Source organism: Paenibacillus xylanilyticus, from assembly GCF_009664365.1.
Taxonomy (GTDB): Bacteria; Bacillota; Bacilli; order Paenibacillales; family Paenibacillaceae; genus Paenibacillus; species Paenibacillus xylanilyticus_A.
On the sequence record NZ_CP044310.1, the window covers coordinates 5,870,002 to 5,881,554 of the forward strand.

Below are 11,553 nucleotides of genomic sequence, written 5' to 3' on the forward strand. Positions count from 1 at the left end.
CTAGCCGTATAAATGTTTGTTAGAACTGGTTAATCTACACATATGAAATGAATAAAAATGCGAATAATTGCTTAACCTATTTCAAAGAATATCCGCCGCGAACCATAACCGTCAGGCTGTACTTGTTACCATCCAATACCGTTATACCCCGTCCATCCCTTGGAAAAGAGAGCAGGTGATTGGTCGGCGCAGCCTGTCCATTCGTCAGGTCAACCCCGTCCGTCAGATCAGCTACACCGTTCGTACCTTCACTGACGATCACAGCCTTGCCGCTGCGTACAATGAACTCCGCACCAGAAGCACCGATCAACTGTTGACCCGGCCTCACGGTAACGATCTCTACCGCATCAGATGCTCCAGATACCACTGGTGGAAGCGAGGTATCACCACCTGTGCTGCCTGTCCCGGTAGATCCGCTATTATTGCCTGCGGAGCTTCCCGATCCGGCATTAGTACCTCCGTTTAAGGCCTTTTGAATCTGTTGATCTACATAGCTCTTTGTGACAACCGGATCATCCGCTGTCCCTGGTTGAATGGTTCCTGCGCCTATAGCTGTGTTGCTGTATACAGACCCAACCCACACGCCAACACCAATAGCCAGCGCAGCTAGGGATACTTTCATATAAGGTTTCATTGCTTTGTTTCCTCCTCTAGTAATCTATCTATCATTTACTATAGAGAAAAATACCCAGTGCGACAAGCAAAACCTCGCTTCAATGAAACGAAACGAGGTTTTGCTTGTCAAATTACACGAGATTAAAAGGTTGGAAACTTATCTAAACTCTTCAGGTTCTTCTTTTGGAAGCTTGGATGTATCGTATCCATATCCTTGCTCGGCCAGTTGAATACGCTGTCCTTGGAATTGGTCGTATACGGTTAAGCGATACGAACCACCACGCAATTTTTCGAAGAAGCTGTCTTCTATACTCCAGCTTAACGTTTGATTGCTGCCAGCCTTCAGATCTGTTCCTATGGCCAGCTCTTTTTCAAATGTTTTGCCAGACTGATCGGTCAATGTAAGAATGAGTTTGTGTTCGTTCTCGCCCATCTCAATCTCTTCATTACGCGATAAACTGTAATTCATCTCTACCTGAACCGATGAACTTCCTGCTAGATATGCTCTTACACTGTTAGCGGTTAAGGTATATGGATAGAGATCAATATTCGTTAAAGTGCCCAATACGTTAATGGACGTAGGCGGCACTTCAAAAGCCAGTGCATTCACGTAGGCAGTTGCCTCTCCTTCACCCGTAACAAATTTACTATCCGCAATTCCCTCTCCCACAATCAGACGCATATCCGAGAATGTGCCTGATTTCGGAACTTTGGCCCAAAACGTAACAATCGACTTTTGCCCAGGTCCAGGCAATCGTTCAGATTGTTTGTCCGTTGCTCGGTAATATTGACCGTCCGAGGTTTTGAAGTATCCGACCAGCTTGCCAAGACCGCTCTGACGGAGTGATTTATTGGTCATCTCGAATTCGGTATACACAATATCTGATGAAGTGCCCGGATAACGAATGGTTCTTCGCACACCCATCTCCGTCTCTTTATCCGCTGTACCAGACGTATATGTCTTACCTGTGCCTACATAAGAAATTGGCTGAATCAGCCCTGATGTATTCAACGTAATCCATTCATTGGTTTCTTCTTCACTGACTTTCTCAATTAAACTTACTTCCAGTCGGCTCATACGAAGCTCAGAAGGAATCTTGGTTAACAGATAGGCTTCCGTCGTCATACCCACTCCCAACAACTTGCCGCTCTGCGTATAGATCAGCTTCTTGTCTCCATCAACTTGAGCGGAGTCAATGGTAAACATGGCCTCCAGCTCAGGTAACTGTACTGTTTTGGTGCCTGCATTTCGGATGGTTACTTTGGCTGCGACAATGTCACTATCCAACCAAGGCAGACGCTGTAAAGACCCTAGAGAAACACCAAAGGTTCCTTTATTGTTTTTAATCACACTTTCTGTAGTTAATCCATCACCACTGGAAAAAGCTTGTGGAATGGCATAAACGCCTACTGGGTAGGAAAATTCAAAGCTATTAGATGGAGTCGCTGGTTCTGTGCTTTCCCTTTTATTCATCGGACTCATGGCGTACAGCTTGATCTTGCTCGTATCTCCGTCTCCTTGAAGACTCGTATTAAGCTTGATCGTTTTAATATCTCCAGGATTTAGCTTCAGAGCATCCAATGCTTTTGTTTCTATTGGATACACCGTTCCATCTGCAGTACGGATCTCAAATGTATATGTTGGTACTTTGATCGCTTTCTTACCTTCATTCTTAAGCACCAGCTGCATGTTGAGATCGAACGCTCCATCATCTACTCGGACCTTGGCAGACTCTAGAAGTGTGGACAACCGTTGTCCTTCAACCGATATGATATTCGGCTGATTCGCAGCCACCTCCACGTTCGTTTTACTGGCTTCTGGCAGTTGTAATGCAGCTACAGGTAAAACCGTTTTCTCCTCGCCCTGTTCTTCAACTAGAAGCAGTTCGGATTTTTGCAGTTTAACCGAAGTTGGTAGTGATGCCATCAAGCTGAGAGCTTTATTGGCCTGAGCCTGAATGCTCACGCTTGTACTATCCTTATCTGGAGTAAGCGGATAATTGGTTCCGCTCGGTGTACGCAAAATCCATTTGATGTTCGGGTTTTCAAGCAATTTGTAACTAATATTGTTTACATTCACACCAATTTTCACATACTGATTCTTATCTTCCCCTGGGAATACCTTAATACCAGCAACCTTTACCTTTACAGCTGAGTCACTAAGTCGAACTGTTTTTGTTTTCCCTACGGGTGTTGTAATGCTATAGGAAGCGGGCACATTGAACTTACCCAGCGTTCGTTCATAGTTAGCTTGACTGAAATCCCATTTAACGATTAGAAAGTTCAGGTCGCTCAGCTTTACTTCACGTCCAACTTTCATAACGTACGTCAGATCTACGGTTGATCCAGGGGAAACGGTTTTCTTCTCCTGATCCTTCGCAATCAGTTTAGGTGAGAAGAGCGTTCCACCTTTCGTTTTCACTTTGCTCCAGTAATCCAGCATCATCATTGGCGTGCTGTCATTATTTTTATAAGTCAATGTATACGTAACCACATTGCCATCATCCTGAGACAAGATGTTTACATCCGTTAGCTTTACGGTGCTGCGTGAGGTTACTTTAACAGGAGATAAGCTGCTTAGTGTATGTACCACTCTTGTTGTTTCAGGTGTATTCCTCTTGGATGAATCATTAATTGAACTACTTACAGACGTCTGCTTGTCATTTTTTGTTGTACTAGCTGCAGCAACCAAACCACCTGTAGAGCTGATTAGTAAAGTACTCACCAGCAAACTCACAAAAAATTTCCGTTGTACCACTTTCAGACCTCCCTAAATTACTTACGATAATTACAGTATAGACGCTTTGGCAAAGGAGAAAGTTACGATGTTGTCAGGAAAGGATAACCAATATGTATAAAAAAGAAACCTGGAGATATCTCCAGGTTTCTTAATAAAAGATGATTAGTTAGAAGTACGAACTGCACCTTTTGCTGCAATGACATTGCCAGCTTTATCTTGGATATACTTAGCATTGTCTTTTACTTCGATGGAGTAACCAGCTGGGCTACCTTTAGCATCGATGATTGTTACAGTAATTACATTATTTGTAGCAGATACAGAATAGCTGAAATCAGTACCAGCTACTGTGCTAACCGGTACAACTTTGTTGTCAGAGAGACGAGTTACCGTCAAATCTTGAGCAAACAGTTTAACCAATTCAGCATTATCATCTTTCAGGTTTTCCGTTACATTGATTGTAACAGTGTAAGTTGCACCTGAAACTGTAGTAGCATAAGTGTTTTGATTAGAAGCTACTTCAGGTTTTACTTCATCATCAATTTTTGTAACACTTTGAGTACCATCAAAACTGATGTTGTTTTGAGCAGCACCAATGAATTTAGTTCCAGCAAATTCAACATTGAGGCCCTCTGTAGTATAAAGATCGTTAGCAAGTTTGATAGTGATTTCATCAGTATCATTTGCAACAACGTCTGTCACACCATAAGTGCTACCAGTAGCAGATGTAACTTTAACTGTTGTTTTACCATCAACTACGCGAGAAACTGTTTGATTCAATTTAACTTTAATTTCTCTTTTCGCAGTCAACGAAGCTTCATCTTTCGCATCGTTGTACTCGCCAAGTGTAATAAATTTGTAGTCGGAGAACTTCAGATCTTCTTGGAATCCAGCCAAGTAGTTACCTGCTACGTCTTTAACACCTTGAACGCGAATTTGAGTCAAATTGTCAGCAGTTACATCAACATTGTTGATAGTCACTGGCAGTTCGATTACTACAGCCTTACCATCTTGTGTGATGGACAGGTAAGCATCGCTAGGCAATCCAACGTTTTTACCTTCAAAAGTCAATACGTAGTTAGCACGGTTCAACAAGGACTCAGGATCCATTTTTTCATCAAATACGATTACAGCACGACGAGTGTTATCTGTTACGTTGAAGGAAACAGATCCAACTTTTGGTGCAGTTGTATCACCAACATTAAAAGTTGTTGTGTAATCGAGCATTACATTTCCAAGAACTGTATTGTCTTTCACACCAGCGATAGTCAGTGTGTTAGTACCTTCTGGGAGATCAGAGAAGAAGTTCACCAAAAGGATATTTTTAGTTGAAGGATCTTTGAAAGACACGCTAGAGATTTGACGAACTTTTCCGTCTTTATCTTTAACAGTGATCAATTTCAAGAAGTCTTGATCAGCCAGCGATTTGCTGAAAGTCAAAGCCAATTGTTGCTTATTACCCGCAGTTACACGTGCATCCAGAACTTGAGGGCGCTCAGTGTCAATTTCAGCTTTAACCAATTTAGAGGTTTCTTTGATTTCATTACCAGAGAAGTCTTTTACCTTTTCAACAAAAATTGTTGTTTCGTAAGAAGGCAAAGCTTTATCAGTAGCGAAGTAGAATTCATACTTGTTAGCAGCCAATCTTACAACACGATCAGGGCTAATTTTGGAATCTCCACGTTTGTGATAAACATTAGCTACATCCAAAGTAGAGTCATCGATATCTTCGCTGAATGTTACTGTCAATTTTTCCAAAGTTGCAGTAGCTTCAGCAATTGTTGGAGGTGTAGTATCCTCAACAACTGTAAATTTGTGATCGGATTTCAAAGATTTGAATCCTGCGAAATCTTCAACACCAGTCACTGTCAGTGTGTGTTCACCAACACTCAGTGCAGAGCTGGATTTCAGAATCACTTCACGTCCCTCAACATTTGGAGAGCTGTAGAATCCTTGACCGTCAACTTGGAAGTTGTTAGTGTAAGACTGTTTAACTGGCTCACTGAAAACGATTTTAATAGCTTTTGTTCCCAGACCAGTAACACTTACTACTTCTGGCAGTTTGTTGTCAACTGGAGTGAATTCAACATTGTTAGCTTGAATTGTTTTAGCTCCAGCTTTAACACCAGAAACAGTTACTGTGTATTTTTGTTGGTTTTTGAAAGCTTGATCTTGATCCAAAGTCAGAACAACTTCATTTCCAGAAGCGCTCAGTACAGCGGATTTAACAGCCAGACTAGCATTCAATTTATAGTTGTCTTTAAGTTCTGCAGTTGATTTATCAACTTTACCGTCAAAAGTAAGAGTTACTTCTTTCAAGTTATCTGCAGATACAGTTTGCAATTTAGTTGCTTCAGTTACTACATAAGTAACTTTCTCAGTGAATTCTTTATCTTTGTAAGTGAATTTCACTTCTGTTTCTTTGTTAGCTTCAAGAGCTTTATCCAAAGTCACTTTAACAGTTTCACCATCGCTGATTTTGAACTCAACTACTTTACCAGCTTCGGATACTGTGTAAGATGTCACTTTCAAGCTTTGAGCTTGATCGATGGAGTAAGCTGCGCCTACCAACAATTCGCGGGAAGCGTTAGCGCTGAAGTTAGCGTTAGCATCGATCAGACCAGCATTGATCGCTGCTTGAACATAACCTTTAGCCCATGCTGCTGCGCTGTTGTTAGTTTCAGTTGGGATTTCCAGATCCAGTGCACGAGTCAGGATTGTAGCCATCTCAGCGATAGTTACTTTACCGTTGAAGTCGAAGATTTTCTTCTCAACGTTTTTACCTTCCATGATGCCTGCAGCTGTTACTGCTTCGATGTAAGGAGCAGCCCAGTTTTTAGCGTTGTAGTTTTTGTCGTTGTAAGAGTACACACCAGTGATCTCTTTCAAGCCGAGCAATTTAGTGATAACTTTTGCGAACTCAGCGCGAGTCATCTCTTTGTCCAGACCAGCTGTGCCATCTGGGTAACCGTTGAAGATACCTTTAGCTTTCAATGCATCAAATTGTTGTTGTGGTGTAACTGCTGTATCACCGAATGCTACAGATGCAAACATCGAGAATGCCATTGCTGTAGACAAAGCGACGGATAAAATTTTCTTCATAACCTTTTTTTCTCCTCCTTGGGCGTTCATAACATGGGAATTTTCTTTAATAGGGTCGCTCGTGTTTCTCATTCTATTGTCGCACCCCCTTTCCAGAGTCATGAGCAAGTTAATATAAATGATGTCTGTGAGCAAATCACAGAAACTTGTAAACTAGAGTAATAATAGAACCATACGAAAATAGAGTAGTTTCCTAATCCTACCTTACGTATTATACAATGGGTCTCTCTTGACGTAAAGCAATTTTTTCTAATAAATAGACAAGATTCTTCACGAGGTCAATCTTGGTAAGTGGCCCAATGTTTTTGACTCTACATCTTAAACGCAGTAGATTTCAAAAAGTTGCGGATTCTTCAAAAAAAGTTTTGAACTAATTTATGTACTGATACAACGCGGGTCTGGGACAGTTCAAAACCATGTAATCTTGATCAAATCAACTGCGGTTATGCTTATACTCTGTGTTTATTTTGATGAAGACGTTTATTTATACCCTTAATTTTCCTCCATGAAGCGACAATTTGTATGATATGTAAAAAAAATAAAAAGCACCCCTACAGGGATGCCTTAAGTAATTCCTCGTTCTATACCTTAACGAATTTTCATGGCAAGATCGATAATCTGAGCACGCATTTTTGGATCACTGTTCAATTTCAGATACATATCGTCGATGGCCAAACGGTTCTCCCGGTATGTCTTCTCATGCTTCATAGTGGTGTGAGACCATTCAATCAAATCATTCTCAGCGAGTACCAATTGGTTATATGCATCATGGAAGCCAGTTGTCTGTACAAGCCCTTCCATCACTTCCTGAGAGATCTCTTGAGTCTTGCGTGTATCTTCCAACTTCTTCTCCAGAATGACTGCCTGCTTTTCGAACTGAGTCTTTGCCTTCATATAGCCCAGCTGGGCCTTCGAATAAATCGGTTTCATTAGCTAACTTCACCCTCTAGATCATTGTGTATTTACCGTTATTGTATCTTAAACTCTAGCAAATTACAAAAATAGTTATTGGTAAAAAACATCTTTCTTCTATTATAAAAGTGTTCTTTTGCCATTGCATTTTCAGTCATAAAAAGACCTGCCCCTGGTATTCAGGGGCAGGTCTACCCATCACATGAGCTGTTCAGTTCAAACTAACTCAAGTTTTTAGGGAATAATTTTGTGCTCTTTTTGAGCAGTTCCACCGCAATTTTTGCTGCTTCTGCCCGTGTCAAATTCCCTTTAGGATTAAACTGAACTAAAGGCTTTTTAGCACCTGCCACGGTTACCGGGCTTCCTTCCATGATCTTGGCTTTGCTTACAGCCTCAATCGCTGGACGTGCATAGAAATCCATAGCTGCCGAATCCATAAATGATTTACCCAAACTTGTGGATAACTTAGCATTGTTCGCAGAAAGCTTCAAACTCATTGCACGTGCGATCATAACTGCAGCCTGCTCACGTGTTACTCTTTGGTCTGCACCAAAGAATCCATCACTAAGACCCTGAATGATACCCGCACGCGCAGCAGTCTCAATGGAAGCATAATCCCATGTTGATGATTGAGCTCCTGGTACAATGTCATAGAATGTTTGCTTATCGTCATAGTTCAGTGGCAAGCTTAATCCTTTGACAAGTAGTGTGGCAAACTCTCCACGTGTGGTTTGATCATCTGCACCAAATTCATTAAATCTAATGTTGTTCATTACACCTTTGGAATACAACGCATTAAGCAGATTTCTACCCCATGGGTGATTCGTCACATCCGAATATCCCTTGCTCTGTTTCATGACCTTATAGTATCCGAACTCATCAAATGGAACACTAATCGTGTGTTTCTTCGTATCTACTTCTCCACCAATGTTCTGCCATACACCTTTATCCGTATAACGGAAAACAGTAATGGTTGAGCCCACTTCATCAACGATGTTAGGATCATAGTTCAATTTCAATGTACCACGCTGGGAAGGTACCAGTTTGCGTTCAGCCTGGAACTGAGTAAAGTTGCCCTCAATGGAATATGGTGCGAGACCATTCGTGCCTGGCTTATAACCTGTAGACCCTTGATCTCCCAGTTCACCAACACCACCGTTAATCCAGTAGATGTCCGAGACTGATGTGAAGTTACTTGTGTTTAATGTTGAGTTAAAATAAAGCACCAGTGTGTCTGGAATGATGATTGTACTTAATCCTCCCTCGCTGCGGGAGTCTGGGTTTACGTTAATAATATTTCCGTAATCGTTTCTTCTTTCTACAACTCCATCTTTGGGATCAGCAATACCGAACAATAGCTTGTTATCCGGATAGAATTTAACAACACCGCTTCCTACTTGTGATGAAGACTGCAGGATAGTTCCTTTTGGGAAGCTCAATTCAAGCTTTTTATTGAACACGCTATACTTGTTAGATGCCTCTTCCGCCATGTACTGGCTGTCCACTTCGACTGTTCCCGTATAAAACACATTAATTGTATCATTAATAGTGTTTCCTTCACGGACAACCTGAATTTTGATTGCATTTGTTTTGTTCGGTTTCAACCCGACATAATCATATACAAAACGGTCTTTCAAATCTGTACGTTTGACAGCTTGTTTCTTATCAATGATGACTTGGGTTGCCCCTTCAGCTTCAATATCGAAACGAACAAAGTTTTTGTTCACTACGATTTTGTCACCTACAGTTGGCTGAGGTGCCAGAATTCGATAAGATGATGGCTCACGTACAACTTCAAGACGCTGTGTGGTTCTTGCACCTGTACTGTTGATAAGTTCAAGAGTATATACATGACTTCCTGGTGCATCAAATTTCAGATCCTGCACCCGAATCATAAATTCATCTTCATTACCTGCAAAATCATATTTGTAGCCGCTTTGAGGATCACTTGCTGTACCGTTCGTCTCACTTCCTTTGGCTGGAGGGTTATATGTCAAAACAACCTTGGAACCAAAGTACAGATTAACGATTTGAGCACCGCCACCTTTGAATACCAAATCATACTCTTCTTCACTTGTTACATATTTGTCCGTTTGGAAAGCAAAATCAGGTGTCACGGAGAAAATTCTGGACATTTGATCTGCCGTATAATTTTTTACTTCCTTTTCACTAAATGCTTGACGCTGATTAGTTGGAATAAGCGTAGGCATAAAGCGATCAATGTTGGAAACGTTAGTGTCTAGAATGTAAATACGCAATTCCTTGCGAATTTCCTTCGTACCGCCATTCGCATCTTTATCTGTACCGGTCAAAACGATCGTGTTTTCACCAAATACTAAAGGACCTTCTTTTTTGATATCAAATTCAAGTTCAAATGTACCCTTGGTTTTATCTGTAAACCAGGCTGTACTACCTGGTTTCTGATCCACACCGTTCACGAAAACTTGAGCGTTAAACATTGGATCGTTCAGATCGGTAAACCCAATATATTGACCTTTCACGTCCAGTTTGTTGGTAGTTGTACGAGAGTCGAACGTGTATGTTTGTCCATCAAAAAGATTGGATACATAAATATAACTTTTGGAAACAAACGAGATATTTGCATTCGCCGAAGATGATGCACCGTTATACTTAAAACGGACCTGTTGTTGGCCACTTGCAAAATTAGTTACTTGATATACCTTTTCATTGGCACCGATTGCCGTGGTAGGTGTCACATTGACGATGGACAACGCGTTTGTTCCCAGTGGCAAATAATGAGCTTCCAATGCCGTAGTCGGCGCCTTGTTGGCAGCAACCAAGATATAAAAACTATCCTTATCAACTTGGCTGTTATTCAAAGGAACCTTTGAAGTAAATGTTCTTAGTGTTTCATCAAAATCAGGCAACAAATACATGTCAGTGATCACGGTATCTCCAGGAAGATACTTAAATGCCCCATTGTAGGCAGCACTAAACGTTCCATAGTTCAAGATAAGGTTGGCAGCCTGATCACTTTTGATCCCGTTCGCATCTGTTTGTAAAGTATAGTTATTTGTTTTAAATGCAACCAATCGGTAAGCAGGAGTAATTCCATCATTACCAGCTACCACGGTATCACTTATTACTGTAAAGTTCACAGGAGTGTTGTTAATCGTAATTTGCGCTGTCGTGGCGAAACTTTGATTACTTGCATCATACGGCAAGAGAATTTCAGCATTTAACGATGCTGTGCCCGCAGGATTACCTGGAGTGGATACAGTTTGAGTGGAGCCAAGAAGCGACTTCGTTTCTGTATCACTAACTACTTCCAGTTTAGAAAAAGGTTGTTGTCTGTCAAAATAGTACACTGAACGCTCAATATTAATCGTATCCGATGCATTTGTGATCGAAAATTTAAGGTTATTTAACCCGGAAGAAAGATTCATCTGTGGTGTAAAGAACGTTCCATCTTCTAGTAAAGAGGAAAGAAGTGCTGATCCACCATTCACAGACACTGTAACTTTGGTAGCATTTTGTGCTTTACCTTGAACAGCAACTGCTTGAGTGTTTACTACAACTTGTGCTCCTTCGTTTAGGTTAAACGAATTGTTACCCGAAAAGACTTTCAAATCCTCTACAAAAGGAACTTTGTCATAGAGTACATAGAACGTATCCGATCTCTCTACATTCCCTTGATTACCGTAAAAGGTAATTTTATTGAATCCGGAAAAAAGATTAAGGTTACTCGCAGTAAACTTGTTACTTGCATTTGTATCTGCTGTTACAGCTCCAGAAGTAAAATGAGTATCATCCGTTACCCATCTCACTGTACTCCCGACAGTAACAGAGTTCAATTGCTCAACCTTAACTCGCATTGTATCTTTGGAAACATAGGAGTATGTTCCTGTAATCGTCAGGTTAGGGCTTGTGGTCATATAAACATTATCACGAGCAATTTGCGTGGCATTTGCTGAAGTAGGTTCAGTCGTCAGCAAAGATGTTTTGCTGATACTGTTCAAGTCTGGGATAAAGTAAGTTGCAGGAGCTTGTGATGCAGCTGACGCAACGTTAGTACCAAACAAGCCAGGCGGAAATAGCGAAAAGATCATTGTGGCCAGCATCAGCCATATTAAAGGCCTTTTCTTTTGAGTCATGAATTCCATCTCTCCTCTTTTTAAGTCAGTTACCTCTTATATCGGTGCCTAGGTTCCAATTATTTAGTAAAA

5 protein-coding genes are annotated in these 11,553 nt (G+C 41.1%); all 5 read right to left on the reverse strand.

The annotated features are described in order from the left end of the window. Positions 1–76 precede the first annotated feature (76 nt). A complete protein-coding gene (locus F4V51_RS26260; protein WP_153980149.1) occupies positions 77–634 on the reverse strand; it encodes a hypothetical protein in 558 nt (185 codons plus the stop codon). A 138-nt stretch (positions 635–772) separates the two neighbouring features. Further along, positions 773–3,373 (reverse strand): hypothetical protein, encoded by a 2,601-nt coding sequence (locus tag F4V51_RS26265; RefSeq protein WP_153980150.1) that lies wholly within the window; start codon positions 3,371–3,373, stop codon positions 773–775. A 144-nt stretch (positions 3,374–3,517) separates the two neighbouring features. Next, the gene (locus F4V51_RS26270) at positions 3,518–6,526 is read right to left on the reverse strand and encodes an S-layer homology domain-containing protein (protein WP_162009997.1); all 3,009 of its coding nucleotides are present in this window, start codon (positions 6,524–6,526) and stop codon (positions 3,518–3,520) included. Positions 6,527–7,042: 516 nt separating this feature from the next. Further along, a complete protein-coding gene (locus F4V51_RS26275; RefSeq protein ID WP_110758623.1) occupies positions 7,043–7,384 on the reverse strand; it encodes a hypothetical protein in 342 nt (113 codons plus the stop codon). Between the two features lie 203 nt (positions 7,385–7,587). Next, positions 7,588–11,481, reverse strand: coding sequence for an S-layer homology domain-containing protein (locus tag F4V51_RS26280; RefSeq protein ID WP_162009998.1), 3,894 nt, complete (start codon positions 11,479–11,481; stop codon positions 7,588–7,590). Positions 11,482–11,553: the final 72 nt, after the last annotated feature.

Excerpts from the sequence above, each read along its gene's own strand:
- F4V51_RS26260 (WP_153980149.1), bottom strand. The coding sequence starts at position 634 with ATGAAACCTTATATGAAAGTATCCCTAGCTGCGCTGGCTATTGGTGTT.
- F4V51_RS26270 (WP_162009997.1), bottom strand. The coding sequence starts at position 6,526 with ATGAGAAACACGAGCGACCCTATTAAAGAAAATTCCCATGTTATGAAC.
- F4V51_RS26275 (WP_110758623.1), bottom strand. The coding sequence starts at position 7,384 with ATGAAACCGATTTATTCGAAGGCCCAGCTGGGCTATATGAAGGCAAAG.
- F4V51_RS26280 (WP_162009998.1), bottom strand. The coding sequence starts at position 11,481 with ATGACTCAAAAGAAAAGGCCTTTAATATGGCTGATGCTGGCCACAATG.